19 protein-coding genes are annotated in these 22099 nt (G+C 63.1%); 11 read left to right on the forward strand and 8 right to left on the reverse strand.

The features are described from left to right. Positions 1–47: 47 nt before the first annotated feature. Positions 48–1301 (reverse strand): multidrug effflux MFS transporter, encoded by a 1254-nt coding sequence (locus C7451_RS10910; RefSeq protein WP_110299036.1) that lies wholly within the window; start codon positions 1299–1301, stop codon positions 48–50. 91 nt (positions 1302–1392) lie between these two features. Here C7451_RS10910 and dinB point away from each other — a divergent pair, with 91 nt between their 5' ends. Next, positions 1393–2493 carry a DNA polymerase IV gene (dinB, locus tag C7451_RS10915; protein WP_110298977.1) on the forward strand — a complete coding sequence of 367 codons (1101 nt, stop codon included), beginning with the start codon at positions 1393–1395 and terminating at the stop codon, positions 2491–2493. Here dinB and C7451_RS10920 read toward each other — a convergent pair whose 3' ends face one another. Beyond that, positions 2494–2961: an NUDIX domain-containing protein gene (locus C7451_RS10920; protein ID WP_244181811.1), complete on the reverse strand. Its 468-nt coding sequence runs from the start codon at positions 2959–2961 to the stop codon at positions 2494–2496. Between the two features lie 13 nt (positions 2962–2974). Beyond that, positions 2975–5488 carry a DNA topoisomerase (ATP-hydrolyzing) subunit B gene (gene gyrB / locus C7451_RS10925; protein ID WP_110298978.1) on the reverse strand — a complete coding sequence of 838 codons (2514 nt, stop codon included), beginning with the start codon at positions 5486–5488 and terminating at the stop codon, positions 2975–2977. 153 nt (positions 5489–5641) lie between these two features. Here gyrB and C7451_RS10930 point away from each other — a divergent pair, with 153 nt between their 5' ends. From C7451_RS10930 to guaA, 3 genes are all read left to right on the forward strand, one after another. Then, entirely contained in the window at positions 5642–6181 is a 540-nt protein-coding gene (locus tag C7451_RS10930) for a hypothetical protein (RefSeq protein WP_110298979.1), read from the forward strand. Positions 6182–6283: 102 nt separating this feature from the next. Beyond that, positions 6284–7843, forward strand: coding sequence for a class I adenylate-forming enzyme family protein (locus C7451_RS10935; protein ID WP_110298980.1), 1560 nt, complete (start codon positions 6284–6286; stop codon positions 7841–7843). 33 nt (positions 7844–7876) lie between these two features. Continuing rightward, complete coding sequence (guaA, locus tag C7451_RS10940; protein WP_110298981.1) at positions 7877–9442, forward strand: glutamine-hydrolyzing GMP synthase; 1566 nt, start codon at positions 7877–7879, stop codon at positions 9440–9442. 3 nt (positions 9443–9445) lie between these two features. On the opposite strand, the gene C7451_RS10945 is transcribed toward guaA, so the two are convergent. Then, complete coding sequence (locus C7451_RS10945) at positions 9446–10204, reverse strand: NYN domain-containing protein (protein ID WP_110298982.1); 759 nt, start codon at positions 10202–10204, stop codon at positions 9446–9448. 38 nt (positions 10205–10242) lie between these two features. Further along, the gene (locus C7451_RS10950) at positions 10243–10863 is read right to left on the reverse strand and encodes a pyridoxamine 5'-phosphate oxidase family protein (RefSeq protein WP_110298983.1); all 621 of its coding nucleotides are present in this window, start codon (positions 10861–10863) and stop codon (positions 10243–10245) included. A 94-nt stretch (positions 10864–10957) separates the two neighbouring features. Here C7451_RS10950 and lipA point away from each other — a divergent pair, with 94 nt between their 5' ends. Next, entirely contained in the window at positions 10958–11899 is a 942-nt protein-coding gene (gene lipA / locus C7451_RS10955) for a lipoyl synthase (protein ID WP_110298984.1), read from the forward strand. Between the two features lie 7 nt (positions 11900–11906). Beyond that, on the forward strand, positions 11907–12371 hold the full coding sequence (locus C7451_RS10960) for a type II toxin-antitoxin system RatA family toxin (protein WP_110298985.1): 465 nt from the start codon (positions 11907–11909) through the stop codon (positions 12369–12371). Here the strand turns inward: C7451_RS10960 and C7451_RS10965 are convergent. Genes C7451_RS10965 through C7451_RS10975 form a run of 3 tightly spaced genes read right to left on the reverse strand, consistent with a single transcriptional unit; the run spans position 12329 to position 14591 of the window. Continuing rightward, positions 12329–12832 (reverse strand): CinA family protein, encoded by a 504-nt coding sequence (locus C7451_RS10965; protein ID WP_110298986.1) that lies wholly within the window; start codon positions 12830–12832, stop codon positions 12329–12331. The two genes, C7451_RS10960 and C7451_RS10965, sit on opposite strands and share 43 nt — an antisense overlap. Further along, positions 12829–13380: a hypothetical protein gene (locus C7451_RS10970; protein WP_110298987.1), complete on the reverse strand. Its 552-nt coding sequence runs from the start codon at positions 13378–13380 to the stop codon at positions 12829–12831. The genes C7451_RS10965 and C7451_RS10970 overlap by 4 nt, the downstream gene beginning before the upstream one ends. Next, positions 13377–14591: a bifunctional 2-C-methyl-D-erythritol 4-phosphate cytidylyltransferase/2-C-methyl-D-erythritol 2,4-cyclodiphosphate synthase gene (locus C7451_RS10975; protein ID WP_110298988.1), complete on the reverse strand. Its 1215-nt coding sequence runs from the start codon at positions 14589–14591 to the stop codon at positions 13377–13379. The genes C7451_RS10970 and C7451_RS10975 overlap by 4 nt, the downstream gene beginning before the upstream one ends. An 87-nt stretch (positions 14592–14678) precedes the next feature. Between C7451_RS10975 and dusB the strand changes: the two genes are divergently transcribed. The 5 genes from dusB to ntrX all read left to right on the forward strand — a co-directional run bounded on the left by dusB (position 14679) and on the right by ntrX (position 21968). After that, positions 14679–15686: a tRNA dihydrouridine synthase DusB gene (gene dusB, locus C7451_RS10980; protein WP_110298989.1), complete on the forward strand. Its 1008-nt coding sequence runs from the start codon at positions 14679–14681 to the stop codon at positions 15684–15686. Beyond that, positions 15686–16771 carry a two-component system sensor histidine kinase NtrB gene (locus tag C7451_RS10985; RefSeq protein ID WP_110298990.1) on the forward strand — a complete coding sequence of 362 codons (1086 nt, stop codon included), beginning with the start codon at positions 15686–15688 and terminating at the stop codon, positions 16769–16771. Before dusB ends, C7451_RS10985 begins: the two co-directional genes overlap by 1 nt. Before the next feature lie 5 nt (positions 16772–16776). Beyond that, entirely contained in the window at positions 16777–18192 is a 1416-nt protein-coding gene (locus C7451_RS10990) for a sigma-54-dependent transcriptional regulator (RefSeq protein ID WP_110298991.1), read from the forward strand. A 126-nt stretch (positions 18193–18318) separates the two neighbouring features. Next, positions 18319–20601: a sensor histidine kinase gene (locus C7451_RS10995; protein WP_244181813.1), complete on the forward strand. Its 2283-nt coding sequence runs from the start codon at positions 18319–18321 to the stop codon at positions 20599–20601. A 2-nt stretch (positions 20602–20603) separates the two neighbouring features. Next, a complete protein-coding gene (gene ntrX, locus C7451_RS11000; protein WP_110298993.1) occupies positions 20604–21968 on the forward strand; it encodes a nitrogen assimilation response regulator NtrX in 1365 nt (454 codons plus the stop codon). The last annotated feature ends 131 nt before the right edge of the window (positions 21969–22099 follow it).

The following is a 22099-nucleotide window of genomic DNA, read 5'->3' on the forward strand; positions in this document are numbered from 1 at the left end:
GGCAAGAACCCTGGCGCGATCCGCCGGGGTTTTTCTTTGCGCGGGCGTCACATCGGCGAATTGGGGCAGGTTCCGGGACGACGGAAGAGCTTGCCCTTTTCCGCCCAGAGAATGACGACAAGAGCAGCTACACCGCAGCTGAAGAACCCGACGGCCATCGGCAGGGTGGTTCCGTCAAATGCCTGACCCACAATCGCGCCAATCCCTGCGCCCAGGACTGTACGGAAGGCCATCTGGAACGAGGAGGCCGCGCCCGCCATCGCGCCGAAGGGTTCCATGGCGATCGAGCTGAAATTGGCACCGATAAAGCCGACCATCGCCATGTTGAGCGCAACAATAACGAGGAACAGGGCCATAGGCTCTCCCGGAACATTCGCTGCGGCAATCTGCAGCAGCGAGAGCACCAGGAACGCCATCAGCGCCGAGTGCGACACCCTTCGCGCTCCGAAGCGTTCGACGATGCGGCTGTTGAAGAAATTCGACACCGCCATCGCGCCAGCCACGGCAGCAAAGGCATAGGGGAAGATGGCTTCCGCATCGAACACGTCGGCAAAGACCTGTTGCGAGCTGTTGAGAAAGCCGAACATGGCGCCGACCAGCAATCCGGCGCCCGCGACATAGCCAAAGCCCTGGCGGTTAAACACGACCTGGAACCACGTGCTGCCGATGGTATCGAGGCGGATCGGGATGACATTTTCGGGGCGCAGCGTCTCTGGCAGACGAAGCCAGACCCACACGCCCACCGCACTGCCCATCACTGCGAGCAGGATGAAGATGAACTGCCACTGCGCGAAATAGAGGATCAGCTGGCCCACCGTCGGCGCCAGCACCGGCACCGCCATGAACACGATGAAGATGATCGACATGAAGCTTGCCATGCGGTCGCCCGAAAAAATGTCCCGGATCACCGAGACCACCAGCACGCCCATCGCTGCGGCGGCGAAGCCCTGGGCGAAGCGCAGCACCAGCAATGTCTGGAAATCGGGGGCGAAGGCACAGGCCCCCCCGAAGATCACGTAGAACAGCAGAGATCCGAGCAACACCGGCTTGCGACCGACCTGGTCTCCGATCGGGCCGTAGAACAGCGATCCGATTCCCATGCCCATCAGATAGCTGCTGATCACATATTGGCGATCGTTCGGGCTCGCGACGTCGAATGCGGCACCCAGCGCCGGAAAGGCCGGCAGAATCGAATCGATGGCCAGCGCATTCAGCGCCATCAGCGCGGCCATCATCGCCACCAGTTCGCGCGTGCCCATGGGGAAAGTGCCGGTTTCACCGGGAACTGCAGTCGTTGCCATATTCAGGATCTTTTCATTGTGCATTGCACCATAATGGGCGCTGGGGTGGTCATTGCCAACCGCGCGCGTGATTTCTATTTTGCCAGAACCCATGGAGGCAGCATCCGATCCACCCCTGCGCAAGATCATCCATATCGACATGGATGCCTTTTTCGCGAGCGTCGAACAGCGCGACAATCCTGATCTTCGCGGGCTTCCTGTCGCGGTTGGAGGCTCTTCCCGGCGAGGCGTGGTGGCAGCGGCCAGCTATGAGGCAAGGGCATTCGGGGTCCGGTCGGCCATGCCCTCGGTAACCGCGCTGCGCCGCTGCCCGGACCTTGTGTTCGTCAAGCCGCGCTTTGATGTCTATCAATCGGTATCGCGCCAGATCCGGGAGATATTCGCGCAGCATACCGACCAGATCGAACCGCTCTCGCTCGACGAGGCCTATCTCGACGTCACCATCAACAAGCAGGCGATCGTGTCGGCCACCCATATTGCCGAAGCGATCCGTGCTCAAATCCGTCGCGAAACAGGTCTCACCGCGAGTGCCGGAGTGTCGTACAACAAGTTCATTGCCAAGCTCGCGAGCGACCAGAACAAGCCCGATGGCCTGTGCGTCATCCGGCCCGAAAAGGGGCCCGGCTTCGTCGCCGGGCTGCCGGTTAAGCGCTTCCACGGGGTAGGGCCGCGCACGGCGGAGAAGATGGAAGCGCTGGGTATCGTCACCGGCGCAGACCTCGCCTCGAAATCCGAGCCATGGTTGCTCCAGCACTTCGGCAGCTGGGGCAGCTATCTGTTTGGCGCGGCACGAGGCATCGACAATCGCCCGGTACGGCCTGACCGCATCCGGAAATCGATCGGTGGGGAGCGGACCTATGGCGAGGATATCTGGACAGAGGATGCGCTTCGCTCGGCGCTGGAACAGGTTGCGGATATCGTGTGGGAGAGGGTCGAACGCGCCGATGCCCAGGGGCGCACGGTAACGCTGAAAGCCCGGTTCGCCGATTTTCACACGATAACCCGGGCAAGATCGCTCAGCCAGCCGGTTCAGAGCCGGGCCGTATTTGCCGAGATCGGCCATGCGCTCGTCGAACAGATTCTGCCCCTGCACAACGGCGTGCGGCTGCTGGGCCTGACGCTATCGGGCTTGTCGCGCACTGGAGACGAGGAAGCTCAGGACATGCGCCAGCCCGAACTGCCCTTCGCCTGATCACCACTCGCCAGAAGGCGGCCTGCCATCGCGAATTTCGGCGATGCGGCGCAAGGACGCATCCGATACGTTCGGCGGCAACGCGTGCATCGGGAACAGGCGCGCTTCAATGACCTCTCGGCCGTCCGCGACGGGTTCGTCCACAGTGCTGCCGATCACCACAGTGACATGATCGGACCAGCCCTCAGCGCGGGTCAGAAAATCGCCATGCTCTCGCGCCCCGGTGAGCCGGCATCCGGTTTCCTCGCGCACTTCGCGAATGGCTGCAGCGATAGGCGTCTCGCCCCGCTTCACTCCGCCACCTGGCAGCATGTAGAGATGCGACGACTGGTAGCTGTGCCGGATGAGCAGCACGGCATCGCCCTTCAGCACCACGGCCTTGACGCCCCGCGTGCGCACCCCGATTGCGCGCCGCCACAGCACGCGAACGCGCTGCGCGACGGTATAGGCCAGATGGATCGGCTTCACCCGCCGACCGCCATCACACGTCGAGGTTGGCGACGTTCAGCGCATTTTCCTGGATGAAGTCACGGCGCGGTTCGACGACATCGCCCATCAGCTGGGTGAACACCTCGTCGGTCACATCGGCGTCCTCTACCTTTACCTGCAGCAGCGAGCGATGGTTCGGATCGAGCGTGGTTTCCCACAGCTGCTCGGCGTTCATCTCGCCAAGACCCTTGTAGCGCTGGATCGCGAGACCCTTGCGGCCTGCGACAAGCACGGCTTCCAGCAGCGCGGACGGGCGGTTGATGACCAGACCTGTCGCGACCACGGGTTCGTCCGCATCCTCGCCAGCGTCGTCTGTCGATGCAGCCTGCGCAGCACCCGCCTTCACCAGGCGGCTGGGCGTCAGGTACACCTCGGCAAATTCGCCGGCAACGCGGTGCAGCTTACGGGCCTCGGCGCTGTTGAGGAAGGGTAGGTCGACGACATGATGGTCTGTGACGCCGCGCCAGAAACGTTGCAGGTGATAGCCGCCCTCGGCCGAGATTTCACCCTGCCAGCGCGCTTCAGGATCGGCCCCGTCCATCCATGCGGCTGCCGTGTCGACCGCTGCCTTTCGATCGCCTTCGGGCATGTCGGGGGACAGGGCTCCCGCGAGCGCGAGCCCCTCGATGATCAGCGGGTCATAGCGACGCGGAATATAGGCCATCAGGCTTTTCATGCGGCGGGCATGCTCGATCAGCTCACGCAGATCTTCGCCACCCCGTGCACCGCCAGCGGTTTCCAGCAGACGGCCCTGAAGCCCGGCGTCGACCAGATATTGGTCGAGCGCCTCGTTGTCCTTCAGATAGACCTCGCTCTTGCCCTTGGCGACCTTGTACAGCGGCGGCTGCGCGATGTACAAATGGCCGGCGCGGATGATGTCCGGCATCTGGCGGTGGAAGAAGGTGAGCAGCAGCGTGCGGATATGCGCGCCGTCGACGTCTGCGTCGGTCATGATCACGATCTTGTGATAGCGCAGCTTCTCGAGGTTGAAATCGTCGCGGATGCCGGTGCCCATTGCCTGGATCAGCGTGCCGACCTCCTTGGACGAGATGATCCGGTCGAAGCGCGCGCGCTCAACGTTCAGAATCTTGCCCTTGAGCGGAAGAATGGCCTGATAGTGCCGGTCGCGGCCCTGCTTGGCCGATCCGCCTGCCGAGTCACCCTCGACCAGGAACAGTTCGGACTTGGCGGGATCGCGCTCCTGGCAGTCCGCCAGCTTGCCGGGCAGCGAGGCGATGTCCATCGCCCCCTTGCGCCGGGTGAGCTCGCGCGCCTTGCGGGCGGCTTCGCGCGCAGCAGCCGCATCGATGATCTTGGCAACGATGGCCTTGGCGTGCGCCGGGTTTTCCTCGAGCCATTCGGCCATCTTGTCGGCCATCAGGCTTTCGAGCGGCTGACGGACCTCGCTGCTCACCAGCTTGTCCTTGGTCTGCGAGCTGAACTTGGGATCGGGCAGCTTGACCGAGACGATCGCGGTCAGGCCTTCGCGCATGTCATCGCCGGTCAGCGACACCTTTTCCTTCTTCAGCAGCCCCGACTTGTCGGCATAACCGTTGAGCGTGCGGGTGAGCGCGGCGCGGAACGCCGCCAGGTGCGTGCCGCCATCGCGCTGCGGGATGTTGTTGGTGAAGCACAGCACGTTTTCGTAATAGCTGTCATTCCATTCCAGAGCGACGTCGATGGTGACATCGTCGCGCGATCCGGAAATCGCGATCGGATCGGGCATCAACGGCTGCTTGTTGCGATCGAGCCATTTGACGAATGCGGCAATGCCTCCCTCGTAATAGAGATCGTGCTCCTTGGCCTCGGCGTGGCGCTCGTCGCGCAGCACGATGCGTACGCCGGAATTGAGGAAGGCGAGTTCGCGATAGCGATGCTCGAGCTTCTCGAAATCATATTCCTGCACGTTCTTGAAGGTGTCCTGCGAGAACAGGAAGGTCACCTGTGTGCCCTTCTTGCCTTCGGGCGCGGTGCCGGTGACCGCCAGGGGAGCTTCGGAATCGCCATGGCGGAAGCGCATCCAGTGTTCTTGTCCGTCGCGCCAGATACGCAGTTCCAGCCATTCGGAGAGCGCGTTGACAACGCTGACGCCCACGCCGTGCAGACCGCCGGAAACCTTGTAGGCATTGTCGTCGCTGGTGTTCTCGAACTTTCCGCCCGCATGCAGCTGGGTCATGATGACCTCTGCTGCGGAAATGCCCTCTTCGGGGTGAATGCCGGTGGGAATGCCGCGGCCATTGTCTTCCACAGTTACCGAATTGTCGGGATTGAGCGTGATCAGCACCCGGTCGCAATGCCCGGCCAATGCCTCGTCGATCGCATTGTCCGATACCTCGAACACCATGTGATGCAGGCCCGAACCGTCGTCGGTGTCGCCGATATACATGCCCGGGCGCTTGCGCACGGCGTCCAGTCCCTTGAGGACCTTGATCGAATCCGCGCCATAGCTGTTGGTGTTGGCGGGGTTCTGGTTGTTTTCGGTGGAGGTATTGGTGTTCTCTGTCATGAATTTGCCATAGCCGCGTGACCCGTGAAACCCAAGCATTACCGGTCGGTTTTGCACATATTTTCCACATTCATCGCCGGTTTGGCGATACCGTGCCAGGGCACCTGCCGCAGCTTGCTTGAATGCGGCCTGGGAACGCTTTAGCTTGAGGCCATGAAAGCTGCCCTGCTGCCATTTGCCGCTCTTCTTGTCCTGTCTGCTTGTGCCGATCCGGAGCCTGCAACCAAGCGTGCGCCAGGCGGGGTTCAGGCGGGCGAGCGTCTGGATGCTGCCGAACCCAGCCCGACCGCGCGTCCGGTGAAGATCGGAGAGGGCGGACCACGTTTTGCGGCCTGCCAGGGGCGCGGGCGCGTCGGCAATCTGCGCGGCGGCACGCTCGTCGTGCGTGATGCCCCATTTGACGAAGCCAAGCAGATCGGTTCGCTCGAAGAAAATGCGCACGTTTTCATCTGCACCCGCAGCCTCGACCAGCAATGGCTGGGCGTGGTCGTCGCGAGCGAGGATGGCATGAAGCCGATCGCGGTTCGTTCATCCGAGGCGGTGCAGGATGGTCAGGGCGACGCCACACCAGCCCCATCTGCCGCTGGCGTGGACTGCGGCGTCACGACGCCTGTCAGGACCAAGCGTTCCTATGCCGGACCTTGTCTCAGCGGCTGGGTTGAAAATACCTTTGTCGCAGTCGTCGCCCGCTGAGCACGCCATCGCTTTACGTCTACGATAGCCTCTTTCTTCCTGCGCAACCTCTCGGCATAGTCATGCCCAAGGCAGGACAACTGCCGTTTGGAGAGGGATTTCATGGATATTCGCGCAGAGCTTGAGCAGGAATTCGGCAACTGGCCGGGCATCATCGCGGCCTGGGGCCACCAGCGCCCCGAGGCGCCCGCACTCGATGACGGGACGAGCCGGGTCACATGGGCCGAGCTGTCGTCGCGCGTCGATCGTATCGCTGCGCAGCTGCTCGCCGACGGGCTGCAGCGCGGCCAGGCCGTCGCGATCCTCGGCACGACATCGGTGGCCTATGCGCTGGCCTATCTCGGCGCGATCCGGGCAGGGGGCTGCGCTGCGCCGCTCACCACCAGCGCGACCCCGCGCCAGCTCGCCAACATGCTGGCGGATTCGGGCGCGATCCATCTGTTCATCGACCGCGAGAAGCGCGCCGAACTCATCGCCAGCGGCATCGGCCTAGGCGAAGCGCGACGCATCATGTTGGACGCTGCGGACGGCGATGCGCCCGCGATGGACACATGGATGGCATCAGCGGGCACGATGCCCGATGTCGCCCCACCCGAGCCCAGCGATCCGTTCAACATCATCTATTCGAGCGGTACCACCGGCACGCCCAAGGGCATCGTCCATTCGCATGCGATGCGCTGGCGGCAATCGGTGGCCGGCTTCCAGTCAATCTACAGCAAGAACGCGCGCTCGATCCTGTCGACCCCGCTCTATTCGAACACCACGCTCGCCGTCTTCCTGCCTACCATGGTGCATGGCGGCCTCGCACGGCTGATGGGCAAGTTCGATGTCAGCCAATGGCTCAAGGCTGCGGAAGCAATGCGCGCGACCCACACCATGCTGGTTCCGGTGCAATATCAGCGACTGCTCTCCGATCCCGCTTTCGATGCGCACGACCTTTCCTCGATGCAGATCAAGTTCTGCACCAGCGCCCCGTTCAGCGCCGAACTGAAGGCCGAGGCGCTGCGCCGCTTCCCCGGGGGGCTGGTCGAGATCTACGGCATGACCGAGGGCGGGGTGGTGTGCATGCTTCAGGCGCACAACTTCGCCGACAAGCTCCATACCGTCGGCCAGCCGGTCAAGGGGCACGAGCTCAAGGTGATTGATGAGCAGGGCAACGAACTGCCCCCCGGCTCCAAGGGCGAGATGGTCGGTCGCTCGCCCACCATGATGAGCGGCTACAAGAACCAGCCTGAGAAGACGCGCGAGATGGAATGGCGCGACGCCGATGGCCAGCTCTGGTTCAAGATGGGTGATATCGGAATCATGGACGAGGATGGCTTTGTCCAGATCGTCGGCCGCGCCAAGGACATGATCATCTCGGGCGGGTTCAACATCTATCCCAAGGATCTTGAAGAGATACTCATGCAGCAGCCCGGCGTCGCCGATGCGGCTGTGGTCGGCATGCCCTCCGAACGCTGGGGCGAGACGCCGGTTGGCTTCGTGGTCACAGCGCCAGGCCATGCGCTTGATCTTGATGTGCTGCTGCAGACGGTGAACGCCGAACTCGGCAAGACCCAGCGCCTGTCCGCTCTATACCCGATCGACGAGCTGCCGCGCAGCCATATCGGGAAGATCCTGAAAACCGATCTCCGCGCGATGCTGGCTGAGACTGCGGGCTAGACTTGGGCGGGCCGCCAAACTATCGGCTGGGGTATGACCATAGCCCATGACGAATCCGTGCTGATTGTCGATTTCGGCAGCCAGGTGACGCAGCTGATCGCCCGCCGGGTGCGCGAGGCGGGGGTTTATAGCGAGATCGCCCCTTTCAGCAGCGCGGAGGCCGCGTTTCACCGGATGAAGCCCAAGGGCATCATCCTCTCGGGCGGGCCGGCATCGGTGACCGAGGATGGCAGCCCGCGCGCACCGGAAGCGATTCTGAATTCGGGCCTGCCGATCCTGGGCATCTGTTACGGCCAGCAGACACTGACGCAGCAACTCGGCGGCACGGTCGAGGGCGGCGGCGAGAAGGGCGGCGAGTTCGGCCGCGCGTTCATCGAGATCACCGACCGCTGCCGCCTGTTCGACGGCCTGTGGAAGGAAGGCGAGGCGCATCAGGTCTGGATGAGCCATGGCGACAAGGTCACCGCGCTCGCTCCTGGCTTCCGGTCCGTCGCATCCTCGCCCGGCGCGCCCTATGCCGTGATCGCCGATGACGAGCGCTGCTTCTACGCGATGCAGTTCCATCCCGAAGTGGTGCACACCCCCGATGGCGGCAAGCTCATCGCCAATTTCGTCCGGCATGTCTGCGGCTGTCGCGGCGACTGGTCGATGGCCGAGTTCAAGGCCGCCAAGATCGCCGAAATCCGCGCGCAGGTGGGCAGCTCGCGGGTGATCTGCGGGCTTTCCGGCGGTGTCGACAGCGCGGTCGCGGCGGTGCTGATCCATGAGGCGATCGGCGACCAGCTGACCTGTGTGTTCGTCGATCATGGCCTGATGCGCATGGGCGAAGCCGACCAGGTGGTCAGTCTTTTCAAGGGCCATTACAATATCCCGCTGGTGCATGTTCAGGCCGAAGCGCTGTTTCTCGGCGGACTGGCGGGGGTCACCGACCCCGAACAGAAGCGCAAGTTCATCGGCAAGACGTTCATCGACGTGTTCGAGAGCGAAGCACGCAAGATCGGCGGGGCGGAGTTCCTGGCGCAAGGAACGCTCTATCCTGACGTGATCGAGAGCGTCTCGTTCACCGGCGGGCCTTCGGTGACGATCAAGAGTCACCATAATGTCGGCGGCCTGCCCGAGCGGATGAACATGAAGCTGGTCGAGCCGTTGCGCGAACTGTTCAAGGACGAGGTGCGCGCGCTTGGCCGCGAGCTTGGCCTGCCCGACGTGTTCGTCGGCCGCCATCCCTTCCCGGGACCAGGTCTTGCCATCCGCATCCCCGGCGAGGTGACGCGCGAGCGCTGCGATATCCTGCGCAAGGCCGACGCGATCTATCTCGACGAAATCCGCAATGCCGGGCTGTACGATGCGATCTGGCAGGCCTTTGCGGTGCTGCTGCCGGTCAAGACGGTGGGCGTGATGGGCGATGGGCGCACCTATGACAGCGTCTGCGCGCTGCGTGCCGTCACCAGCACCGACGGCATGACCGCAGATATCTATCCGTTCGATTCCAGCTTCCTGCAGCGCACCGCGACGCGGATCATCAACGAGGTCAAGGGCATCAACCGCGTGGTGTACGATTACACCTCGAAGCCGCCCGGCACGATCGAGTGGGAATGAACCTTATCGCAGCCGCTTGACGAAAAGCCCGCCATTGTCGCGCCGCTCAGTGACGAACTGCGGCGAGGCTTCGAACATGTCGAGCAGTCGCGCAAATCCGTGGTTTCGGACGTCGAAGCTGGACCGATTGCCGGCCAGCTTGCCGACTTCACTCAGCGAAGCAAAGCCACGTTCGTCGCGCTTGCTCGCCTGATAGGCGTCGATCAGCAGCTTGATCACATCATCGTCGATCGGGCTGCCACCTGCGGAAGGCTTCGGGTCGGGCTTGGACGGCGCCTTGGATGACGCAGCGATTTCCGCTTTCTTTTCTGCGCTCTGCACCTTGATAAGGGCGTTGACATCGATGAAGCGGGTGCAGGCCTGCTTGAACGCCTCGGGGGTCTTGTCACCCCCAAAGCCATAGACCGGCAGACCATCCTGCCGGATGCGCTGCGCAAGAGGCATGAAATCGCTGTCCGAGCTCATGATCCCGAACCCGTCGACCCGACCCCGGAACAGCAGGTCCATCGCATCGATCGTCATCTTCATGTCAGTCGCATTCTTGCCCTTGGTCAGATCGAACTGCTGCTGGGGCTCGATGCCGAACTTGTGGACAATATCCGCCCAGCCTTTGAGTGCGGGCTTGCGCCAATTCGCATAGGCGCGGCGGATGTTCACTGTGCCCAGCTCGGCCAGCACGGTCAGCACCGGGTCGATGCCTGCCGGGCTGGCATTGTCGGCATCGATCAGCAGGGCGACATTGGGGGGTGTTTCTTTTGCCATGGCAAACGGTGGCCGCTGCCGCGCTCAAATGCAACGGGTCATGGCACCAGCCACTGGCCGTGCCAGCTGCCATCCGGCTGCAAGCGGAAGATCGCGCGGCGATGGCCGGTGTGCGCGAGGTGGAGGAATTCGATCGTATCGATTTGCGCCAGCAGCACCGCGAAATTTGCACGTCCCGGCGCGACCTCGGCATCATCCTCCGGCTTGCGGCCCTCGATATCGGCGGGGAGGCCCGATATCGGCATGTCCGATAGCGTGCCCGGGGCCGGATCGGCGAGGTAGCACCGGCGCGCGAACAGGGTCGCATCGTTCCACGCCTTGTCCGCTGTTGCGCCATCTGCCTCGATCCGTCCGGTGCCCGAGAGGCGGAACTGACGCTTGGCGCCGGGATCATAGGCGAGCACCGATATCGGAGCACCTTCGCCGATTTCGTCGACCTTCGCTGCACGAGAATCCGTATGGAAGCGCAGCGTCGCCGTTGCGGGATCGAACGCGCGCAACACCATGACGCGCTGGCTGGGCCTGCCATCCGCCTTGACGGTGCCTATCACCGGTGTGTGCATAGCACTGCGGCGGTCCTTGGCTGCGCGGCCCAGGCGACGGAAGATGTCAGCGCGCATCTCGTCCAGGTCGTCGATCACTTCATCGAGCGGGTTCATCGCAGCGGCTCTCCTTCAGGCGAGAAGCCGATCTAGTCTCAACCCAAGCTTTTACCAGTGGAAGTGCGCTTCCCCCTGCGCTAAAGCGCGCAGCATGAACGAGATCACACCCATCGAGACGCCCGAAGGTCGTCCGGCCCGTGTCCGCAAGCCCGACTGGATCCGGGTGAAGGCCCCCACCAGCAAGGGCTTCAACGAGACACGCAAGCTCATGCGCGATCTCAATCTCAATACCGTGTGCGAAGAGGCGGCCTGCCCGAATATCGGCGAGTGCTGGACCAAGAAGCACGCCACGGTCATGATTCTGGGCGATGTCTGCACGCGCGCCTGCGCCTTCTGCAACGTCAAGACGGGCATGCCGCGCAAGGTCGACACGAACGAACCGCAGCACGTCGCCGATGCGGCCGCTGCGATGGGGCTCGAGCATATCGTCATTACCTCGGTGGATCGCGACGACCTGGCCGATGGCGGCGCGAGCCAATTCGTCAAGGTGATCGAGGCGCTGCGTCGCACCACACCCAGCACGACCATCGAGATCCTCACGCCCGATTTCCGCAACAAGCACGAGGCGGCAGTCGAGGCGATCGTCACCGCCCGGCCCGATGTTTACAACCACAATCTGGAAACCGTGCCCCGGCTCTATCCGACCATCCGCCCTGGCGCGCGCTACTACGCCTCGCTGCGCCTGCTCGAGATGGTGAAAAGGCTCGATCCGTCGATCTTTACCAAGTCGGGCATCATGCTGGGCCTGGGCGAGGAACGGCTCGAGGTGCACCAGGTGATGGACGACATGCGCTCGGCCGATGTCGATTTCCTGACGATGGGCCAGTATCTGCAGCCGACGCCGCGCCATGCCAAGGTCATCGATTTCGTCACTCCCAAGGCATTCGATGCCTATGCGGCGATCGCGCGCGCCAAGGGGTTCCTGCAGGTCGCATCGAGCCCGCTCACCCGCTCCAGCTATCATGCCGGCGAGGATTTTGCCGAGATGCGCGCAGCGCGCGAGGCGAAGCTCGCCAGGCAGGCGGCCCGCTGAGCCGCTCATGCCTTCGCACCGCGAAACCCGGCATCTGCCCTTCCGGCCCGACCAGATGTACGATCTGGTCGCTGATGTCGGCCGCTATGCGGAGTTTCTGCCATGGGTGATCGCCACCCGGGTAAAGTCTGACAGCCCGACCGAAATGGTTGCGGACATGGTGGTCGGCTTCAAGCAGCTGCGCGAGAAGTTCACCTCGCTGGTGCGCAAGGTGCCGGGCGAGAAGATCGAGGTCGAGTATCTCGACGGCCCGCTCAAGAACCTCGAGAATGTCTGGCAGTTTGCGAGCGATGGGCAGGGCGGTTGCACCGTCGATTTCTACGTTGCGTTCACTTTCAAGAACCGGCTGTTCGAATCGCTTGCCGGCCAGTATTTCGACCGCGCTTTCCGCAAGATGGTCAGCGCATTCGAGACCCGGGCGGCTGAGCTTTACGGCAGCAGCAGTTCGAGCGCGGCGAGCGCCGCTTCCTGACGGATTTCGGATCGGCTGAGCGAGGGATCGAAATTCTTCTGTTCGGCGCTGATGTCGTTCTCGTTCTGGCCGCGCAGTGCGCAGGCGAACACGACCGTGCCAACAGGCTTGGTCTCCGATCCGCCGCCCGGCCCGGCAATCCCGGTGATCGCCACCGCCACATCCGCATCCGAATGCTGGAGCGCGCCGCGCGCCATGCCCCAGGCCACGGCGACCGAAACCGCTCCGAAGGTATCGATCAACTCGGCGCTGACGCCGAGTGACTCGATCTTGGCCTCGTTCGAATAGGTAACGAACCCGCGTTCCAGTACCTCGGAGCTTCCCGGAATTTCCGTGATCGCAGCACACACCAGTCCCCCGGTGCAGCTTTCGGCGAGCACCACCTTGCGTCCGGCGGCTGCGTTTTCGGCAACGACGCGAGCCGCAAGATCGGTCAGCGATGCAGGGAAAAGACTGGTCATGGCTTGGGGCTCTCGCAGATTGTGAACGGACTGGTCTTCCCCTTGCCCGGAGCTCGTTCCCGATCGCCGAGCTTCATGAAGGCAATCAGCAACCTGGCAATATTTTCCGGCGGCAATGGTTCGAGCGCGCTATAGAATTCGTTCACGGTGCCGCAGTCCTGCGGCTTGATCTCCTGCTCGACCAGCGCGCTGATCGTCGCAACCAGCAAGGGGCGCATCACATCCGGGCTGGTGCCTTCGGGAAGCGGCAATTCGACCGCTGAGAGAAACGCACGCCCGGCCCTGGGCCAGGCCTTGTCGGCGGCTGGCCGATAGACCTGCGCGATCCGTTCACTTGCATTGCGCAGGGCCGATTGGGCGGGCAGATGCGGTGCACAGGCTCGCTGGGCGCTGGACAACGCATCGGGCAAGGCGCTTACGGCAACGGATTCGGCCTCGGCGGCCGACAGGCACTTGCCCGCCTGAGCAGCGAATGCCGACTGGCTGGCCAAAGCTGCGATTGTGGCGAGCGCAGCCGAGATGCGCAGAACTTGAACAGAACCGATCATGCGCGTTCATCCTTTGTTGGTTGCGATGGCGCGGGCGCGATGACATTGGCTACGGCCTGCGCCGCGATACCCTCACCACGACCGGTAAAGCCCAAACGTTCCGTCGTCGTTGCCTTGACGCCGATCTGATCGGGATGGAGCGTCAGGATTTCGGCAATGCGCTGCTGGATGGCGCGCTTGTGCGGACCGATCTTGGGCGCCTCGCAAATGACAGTCAGGTCGATATTGACGATTTCGCCGCCCTTTGCGCGCACCAGCGATGCCGCATGGGCCAGAAAGCGCGCCGAATCTGCACCGCGCCATTGCGGATCGCTGGGCGGGAAATGCTCGCCAATGTCGCCCAGTGCCATGGCGCCCAGCAGCGCATCGGTGATCGCATGGAGCGCGACGTCAGCGTCGCTATGCCCAACCAGCCCCTTGTCATGCTCGATCCGGATCCCGCCGAGCCACAGTTCCTCGCCGCTGGCCAGACGGTGGACGTCATAGCCCATCCCGGTGCGCGTCATCAGCTGGGGGAGTGGGGCAGGCATTGCGAAATCCTCGGCAAAGGTGATCTTTCTGAGCGCCTCGTCGCCTTGAACAATCGCGACGTCCAGTCCAGCCGCGCGGGCCACCTGGCTGTCATCACTTGCTGGCGCCGAAACCGGCCACGCCAGATGCGCCGCCAGAATGGAGTCGAAGTGAAAGGCCTGCGGAGTCTGGATGCGCCACAATGCGGCGCGATCCACCGCTTCCTGCATCAGCCCGTCATTGCCACGCGCCAGGCTGTCGACGACCGGAAGCACCGGCACGGCCCCGGCCAGTGTATTCAGAGCTTCGTCCAGCCTGTCGAGCACCGCAGCGGACAGGTGCGGGCGCGCGGCATCGTGGATGAACACCCGGTCGCAGCCGCCCTGAGCGGCGATCGCCATCAAGCCTGCGCGCACGGAATCGCTGCGCTCTACACCACCGGTTACGTAGGTGACGTCTCCCAGGCCTTCCAGTGCTGCCTCGGCAAGGGTCCGCTGCGCTTCGCCGATAACGACGATGATGGCGCAATCGCGCTGCCATGCTGCAAAGGCCTCGGCACTGTGCCGCAGCAGGGGCTTGCCCTGGTGCAGGGCATATTGCTTGGGAAGGCTGCCGCCTGCCCGCAGGCCCTTGCCCGCCGCGACGATCAGCGCGGCGCGGCGAGGGGCGGACTGGCCCGGAAGGGACGGTACGTCATTCATCGGGCAGGGCGCATAGACCAAGAGCCGCTTGCCCGCCAGCCGCTTTGCGACTATGTGCGCTGCCTAAATATTAGGCATCGATATCCCATGAACCACGAACCGCTCCTCAAGCCGATCCAGATCGGCCCGCTCCAGATCGACGAGCCGGTGCTGCTTGCGCCGATGACCGGCGTCACGGACATGCCGTTTCGCACGCTGGTGCGGCGTTACGGCTCGGGGCTCAATGTCACCGAGATGATAGCCAGCCAGGCGATGATCCGCGAGACTCGCCAGTCGCTGCAAAAGGCCGCCTGGCATCCGGTCGAGGAACCGGTCTCGATGCAGCTTGCCGGCTGCGGGCCCTACGAAATGGCCGAGGCTGCCAAGCTCAACGAGGATCGTGGTGCCGCAATCATCGACATCAACATGGGCTGTCCGGTGAAGAAGGTGGTCAATGGTGATGCCGGCTCGGCACTGATGCGCGACCTGCCACTTGCAGCCAGGCTGATCGAGGCCACGGTCAATGCGGTCAAGGTGCCGGTCACGGTCAAGATGCGCATGGGCTGGTGCCATGACAGCCTCAACGCGCCCGAACTCGCGCGTATCGCCGAGGATCTGGGAGCGAAGATGATTACCGTGCACGGCCGCACCCGCAACCAGATGTACAAGGGCAGCGCCGACTGGGCCTTCGTTGCGAAGGTCAAGGCGGTGGTGAAGCTGCCGGTGATCGTCAACGGCGATATCTGCAGCATCGACGATGCCCGCAAGGCACTGGAACTGAGCGGTGCGGATGGCGTGATGATCGGGCGCGGCGCCTATGGCAAGCCCTGGCTGCTGGGCCAGGTGATGCACGCGCTGCGCACCGGCGAAACGCTGCCGGATCCCGATCTGGACGAGCAATATGGCGTGATCGTCGAGCATTATCACGCGATGCTCGAGCATTACGGGGCCGAAACCGGCGTGAAGATGGCGCGCAAGCATCTTGGCTGGTACACCAAGGGGCTTCCAGGTTCGGCTGAGCTGCGCAACAAGATGAACACGCTGGACAATCCCGATCAGGTTCTGGGCATGCTGGGTGAATTCTATCGCCCCTGGCTGCGCCGCGCCGCTGCCTGATGCACCCGGTGGCCGCTCAGGCTCCGGACGCCGCTGCGCAGCTGCAGAGCCTGCCCATGGCTGTAGTGATGCTGCATGCCGACCGGACCATCGCGGCAGCCAACGCAGCGGCAGAGAACATCTTCGAACAGAGCGCCCGGCGCCTGATCGGTCGACCGCTGTCGGAGTTTCTGGCCTTTGACGATGTCCGGATCGGCGCCGCACTGCTGCAGCCCGATACCAATCTGGCAGCGCATGGCATGCGCGCCCGCGTCGGTCGTGGCCATGTGCGCAAGGTCGATATTTCGCTTAGTCCCGTGGGGCAGGGCGAGGGCTGGCAGCTGCTGGTGCTGACCGAATCGGGAGCAGGATCGCCTCTGTTCGACAGCGAGGCAGGAGCCGAGGGCTTTGCCGTCCGCGGTCCGGACATCCTGGCCCATGAGATCAAGAATCCGCTGGCTGCGATCAAGGGAGCGGCCCAGCTGATCGAGCGGCAGCTCGATGGGGCAGGGCGCAGGCTTTCCGGCCTGATCACGGCCGAAGTCGACCGCATCGCACTGCTGATCGACCAGATGCAGTCGCTGACGCGCCGAACGGCAGCGCCGGTGCGTCCGTGCAATATCTATGAGCCGCTGGGCCGTGTTCGCGAAATTGTCGAGACTGCGCATCCCGATACGGCCCGTTTTGTCGAACAGTTCGATCCCTCGATTCCGCCGGTGCTCGCCGACCCGGACAACCTCGTGCAGGTGCTGCTCAACCTCATTACCAATGCGCGCGAGGCGATGGACGGCCAGACTGATGCCTGCATTACACTCACGACCAAATTCGTCAGCGGTGTGCGCCTGCGCCTGTCGCGGGACGATCGCTATATCCGCCTTCCGGTCGAAATCCGCGTCACCGACAATGGCCCGGGCATCGATCCCGAAATTGCCGAGGATATTTTCTCGCCTTTCGTCACGTCCAAGAAGACCGGGCAGGGGCTTGGCCTTGCGCTGGTGCAGAAGCTGGTGCGCGACATGAACGGACGGATCGTCCACGATCGGGATGCGGCTGCGGGCCTTACGCATTTCCGTCTGTTCCTGCCGCTGGCGCCGCAGGAGAGCTGAAGCAGATGGCCAAGTCGGTACTGCTCGTCGAGGACGACCGGGCTATTGCCCAAGTCATCATGGCGGCGCTCGAGGCCGAAGGGTGCAGCGTTGATCATTGCACGTCTATCGCCCGGCGCAACGCGCTGATTGCTGGCAAGCGCTATGCCGCGATCCTGACTGACGTCATGCTGGAAGACGGCGATGGCATCGCAACGCTGGGAGTGGTGCTGGAACGGCATCCCGATACTCCGGTCATCGTCCTTTCGGCCCAGAATACGCTTGATACGGCAGTGCGCGCGAGCGAGGCCGGCGCTTACGAATATTTTCCCAAGCCATTCGATCTCGACGAGCTGATCCGTGCCGTGCTTCAGGCTATCGCGCGCAGCGGTGATGTAACCGGCAATGCCGATACCGATCCTGCCGATAGCGGGCTGCCTCTGGTTGGCCGCAGCGCTCCGATGCAGAATGTGTATCGCATGATTACGCGCGTGCTGCGCAATGACCTGTCTGTGCTGATCCTGGGGGAATCGGGCACAGGCAAGGAACTGGTCGCCGAGGCCATCCACCAGTTGGGCCACCGCAAGCAGGGGCCGTTTGTTGCCGTGAACATGGCTGCCATTCCTGCAGAACTGATCGAATCCGAATTGTTCGGTCACGAGAAGGGCGCGTTTACCGGTGCGGTTGCCCAGACGATCGGCAAGTTCGAACAGGCGCATGGCGGCACGCTGTTCCTGGACGAGATCGGCGACATGCCGATGCAGGCGCAGACGCGGCTGTTGCGGACGCTGCAGACCGGGCGGATCACCCGGGTGGGCGGGCATCGCGAGATCGAGCTCGACGTGCGCTTCGTCGCCGCCACCAACAAGCCATTCGGGCCTTTGATCGAAGCCGGGCTTTTTCGCGAAGATCTGTACTACCGCATCAATGTTGTGCCGATCGATCTGCCGCCGCTGCGCGATCGGTTGAGCGACATCCCGGCGCTGGTCGATCATTTCCTGGCGCTGGCGGTGCACGAAGGCCTGCCGCGCAGAAGCTTCGATGACAGCGCGATTGCGGCCATGCAGCGGCGCAACTGGCGCGGAAATGTGCGAGAACTGCGCAATCTGGTGTTCCGCGCGGTGATCATGAGCCGAGACGATCTGATCACGGCCGAAGCGCTGGGGACCATCTTTGACGAACCTGCGCTGGGAGGCGGAGAGTCACGGCGCGAGGAAAGCGATTTCGAGCAGGCGGTCGGGCGTTTCCTGCTGACCGAACGGCCCGAAACCGGCGCCGTTTACGACAAGGCTCTTGCAGCATTCGAGATTCCGCTGCTCAAAGCCATCATGCGGCAGTGCGAAGGCAACCAGGTCAAGGCTGCAACCGTGCTGGGCATCAATCGCAACACATTGCGCAAGAAGCTGGTGGAACATGGCCTCGCCAGCATGGAGCTGCGCTGAAGCGGGTGCGAAATGCGGTGACGCACGGCGCTATTGCTGAAAGCTCTTGTATTCCGGCAACGCAACTGTTGTAAACTGACCACTATGTCTGCGTCTGCCGCATTGCCCCCCACCAAGAAGAGCCGGTTGGCGCGCCGTTTTGCGCTGATGTCGCGTCGTGGCAGCCTGTTTCCGATTCTGGAGATTGGTTGCGTTCTGCTCCTGATTGCCATGGTTGCCGTGTCGTGGTGGCTGGTCGGCAGCTATCAGGGACGCCAGGCGATGGTCCCCGCGCCAGTCACGGCAACGCTGCTCGTCGCCAATCTGGTTCCGGCGATGGCACTGCTGGCTCTGGTCGGGCGGCGGGTTGCGATCCGTCGCGCCAATACCAGCGGAGAGCAGGGCACGGGGCAGTTGCACGTGCGGTTCGTCGCCCTGTTTTCGCTGATCTCGTCCATACCGATGCTGCTGGTCGTCGTGATCACCTCGCTGCTGTTCCAATATGGTGTCGAATTCTGGTTCTCTGATCGCGCGCGTACCATGCTGGAAAATGCGAATGATCTGGCGCGCGGCTATTACGAGGAAGGACGGCGGGACGTCTCTGCCGAGACGGTCGCGATGGCGAGCGACCTGAGGCAGTATCTGCAGCAGACGCGGATCGACAGCCCCGAATTTGCCGAAGCCTATGTCTTCCAGGTTGCCGGCCGCAAGATGAATGAATCCGCGATCGTCGAAGTTGGACAGGATGGCGTGCTGCGCACGGCGGCCATCGTCGATCCGGACAACCGCACGTCGTCGGATCGCGTCAGTCCTGCCATCGTCCGGCAGCTCGACAGGGGTGAGACGGCAGTGGTGTCTGCAGAGGCCGACCGGATCGAGGTCGTCACCCCGATCGATCGCGACGCCAAGATCTATCTGTATGTGGCGCGCGCTTCCAACCAGCTCGCATTGAGCCAGTGGGAGCGCGCCCAGACCGTGCTGAGCGATTACAAGGCGCTGTTCTCGCGGTCGCAGAATCTGCAGGTGCGATTCAACATTGCTCTGTTCCTGGTCTCGCTGCTGCTTGTTGCGGTCGCGTTGTGGGCCGCGCTGAAGTTTGCCGACCGGATGGTGCGTCCGCTCACAGACATGGCTGGGGCCGCGCGCGACATCAGCACGGGCAACTTCGCCATCCGGGTGGATACCGCCAACCGGACCGATGAGGTCGGTGTGCTGGGACGAGCGTTCAATCGCATGGCCAGCCGGCTTGCCGAGCAGACTTCGGCACTGATCCGCGCCAACAGCCAGCTCGATGACCGCCGCGCGTTCACCGAGGCAGTGCTGGAATCGGTGAGCGCCGGGGTGGTGTCGGTCGATCCGATGGGTGTGGTGCGCCTGATGAACAGCACGGCGCAACGGCTGTTGCAGGCTGATGTCGAGCACTGTCTGGGTTGCACCCTGTCGAGCATCGCGCCGCCCCTCGCGCGGCTGGTGGGCGAAGGTACGGAAAAGGCGGTGATCCAGTATTCCCGCGACAACGATCTTCTGACCCTGGCGGTTCGGGTGGTGCGTGAACCTTATGGCATCGTGATCACGTTCGAGGACATTACCCAGCAGCTGGTCGACCAGCGTCAGGCCGCATGGTCGGATGTCGCGCGCCGTATTGCGCACGAGATCAAGAACCCGCTCACTCCGATCCAGCTGGCCGCGGAAAGGCTGAAGCGCCGCTATGCCAGCCAGGTCAGCGAAGGTGACGCGACCTTCGGTCAGCTTACCGACACGATCGTGCGTCAGGTCGGCGATCTCCGCAACATGGTCGACGAGTTCTCGTCATTTGCGCGCATGCCCAAGCCGGTTTTCCGCGAGGAAAATCTGTTCGATCTCGTGCGCCAGGCCATTTTCCTGCAGGAAGTGGCGCATCCGGCGATCCGGTTTGCAGCCGAAGGCGCGCACGAGGGTAGCGATGTCTATTGCGATCGCCGCCAGATCGGCCAGGCGGTCACGAACATCCTGAAGAATGCCGTGGAGGCGATCGAGGCCCGGCAGCAGGGCGATACCGACTATCAGGGGCTGGTGACGGCAAGCGTCTTCCAGCAGGAACCTTATCTTGTGCTGACGCTCGACGATAATGGCATCGGACTTCCGGCGGATCGCGATCGGATTGTCGAGCCGTACATGACCACGCGCGAAAAGGGCACGGGGCTCGGCCTCGCGATCGTCAAGAAGATCGTCGAGGAACATCATGGCGACCTGGCTTTCGATTCCAATGGCATGGGCGGTACAAGAGTGACCATTCGAATGGATATGGGGCTGCTTCGCTCAGGCGCTCTTCAGAGCAACATGGCCGAAACCGGACGGTCCGGCACGGAAAAGATGGTCGCCATGGAATCGCGTTCGGCACGCATGCGCAGCGAATTGAGCCCGACCGGGCAGGACGAGGAAAGCAACTGACTATGCCGCTGGAAATTCTGATCGTTGATGACGAGCGCGATATTCGTGAGCTGGTATCGGGTGTGCTCGAAGACGAAGGGTATGTTTGCCGTACGGCCGGGGGCAGCGACGAGGCGCTGGCGGCAATCGACGAGCGCCGGCCTTCGCTGGTGCTCCTTGACGTCTGGCTGAAGGGAAGCAGGCTCGACGGGCTCGAACTGCTCGACGAGATCAAGGCGCGCGATGCGGATCTGCCCGTGATCATCTTTTCGGGGCACGGCAATATCGATACGGCCGTTTCAGCTATTTCGCGCGGGGCGATGGATTTCATCGAGAAGCCGTTCGAGGCCGAACGCCTGATCCACATGGTGTCGCGCGGTACCGAGACTGCCCGCCTGCGGCGCGAGAACGCGCAGCTGCGCGAGAAGCTCGGCATTTCGGATGAACTGACCGGCAATTCGAGTGCGATCAACTCGGTTCGTGCGACGCTCAAGCGGGTTGCCAATAGCGGTAGCCGCCTGCTGATCACCGGCCCTGCCGGTGTCGGCAAGGAAGTGGCAGCGCGCCTGTTGCACAGCTGGAGCGGCCGCGCTTCCGGTCCGTTCATCACCGTCAATTCCGCTCGGATGACGCCCGACCGCTTTGAGCAGGAGCTGTTCGGCGAGGAAGATTCCGGTCGCCTTGCCACCTCGGGCCTGCTCGAACGGGCGCATGGCGGCACGTTGTTCCTCGACGAGGTAGCCGACATGCCGGAATCGACCCAGGCCAAGATCCTGCGCGTCCTCACCGACCAGAGCTTCTCGCGGGTCGGTTCGACCCGGCCAATCAAGGTGGATGTGCGCTTCGTATCCGCGACCTCGCGCAATCTCGAAAACGAGATTGCCGAGGGCCGTTTTCGCGAGGACCTTTTCTATCGCCTCAATGTCGTGCCGGTCGAGATTCCGGCGCTGACCGATCGCCGCGACGACATTCCGGCGCTGGTCGAGCATTATGTTGCGCGCTTTGCCAGCGAGCACGGCATCACCCCGCCAGAAACGAGCAGCGAGGCCATGGCGGCGCTGCAGAGCTATAACTGGCCGGGCAATGTCCGCCAGTTGCGCAATGTCATCGAACGCACGATCATTCTTGCCCCGCGGGGCCGGCTGGCGCGGATCGATGTCGATATGCTTCCCCCAGAACTGGTCCAGGGTGACGGTGGGCGTGCTGCGGGCATTTCAAGCCTGATGGGCGTGCCACTGCGCGAGGCAAGGGAGAGTTTCGAGAGGGAATATCTCAAGATTCAGATCCGACGTTTTTCGGGCAATATTTCCAAGACGGCGGAATTCATCGGGATGGAGCGCTCCGCGCTGCATCGTAAATTGAAGCTGCTCGGGCTGCATGACCGCTGAGTGCGGGGGCAAGAAACCGTAAATACACCCATTCTTGCCATTGGCGCGATGCAGCATCCGCACTATGTATAGGGGGCGTCCTCCAAGCGCAGCCGGGAGCGGGATGTGTCGCACCGGCTTTTCATGAACCG

It is taken from the genome of Blastomonas natatoria, from assembly GCF_003201955.1.
Classification (GTDB): domain Bacteria; phylum Pseudomonadota; class Alphaproteobacteria; order Sphingomonadales; family Sphingomonadaceae; genus Blastomonas; species Blastomonas natatoria.